We start from the raw sequence: 604 nt of genomic DNA on the forward strand, positions 1-604 counted from the left end.
GGGTGGTCGCGCAGAATATAAGCGGCTTCTGCCAAGTGTCCCATGTACTTCGGATTGATCTCCGCAGAATCAATGGCAAACTGATTGTCGACGTTGAGCAGCGCATAAATATCGGCGACGATGTTTAAGTCATTCCTTAGTGCATCGATGTCATCCGGCGGCGTGCAAGTGGTTTGCGTAAGTACGTAGTCGAGTTGCTGCTCAAGCTGGTTTAATCGACGACGCTGGATGACCAGGTCATTGGCGGCATCAAGCAGTAAACCGCCTTCTAGTTCACGAGCAATGCGATTTTGCTTCTCGAGTGCTTGCACCACTGCAGCAGGGAAGCACCAACGAGCGCCTTCTTGAATCAAAGCGTCGAGATGAAGCTTGGTCAACTGCCAATCGAATCGCAATCCATGCTCTGGGCCCAATGGTTCATCTGGCATAACAGGCGAGAACTGATAGTTCTCAATCGAAATATCTTGATAGCTTTCCGCCAATCCACCCTGACCATGATCGGGATAATCAAATGACGAACAACCAAACATGCCGACAACGAGACCGCTAACTACACTTCGTCGTATTAGATTTACCATGCCAACCTCCGTTTAAACCGGTATTT

1 pseudogene is annotated in these 604 nt (G+C 49.2%); it reads right to left on the bottom strand.

Annotation, left to right across the window (positions count from 1 at the left end):
• Nucleotides 1–578, bottom strand: a pseudogene (locus R7Z50_RS28960) (OmpA family protein); the annotation flags it as partial.
• Between the last annotated feature and the right edge of the window lie 26 nt (nt 579–604).

The sequence above is a fragment of the Vibrio sp. 1249-1 genome (genome assembly GCF_033340495.1).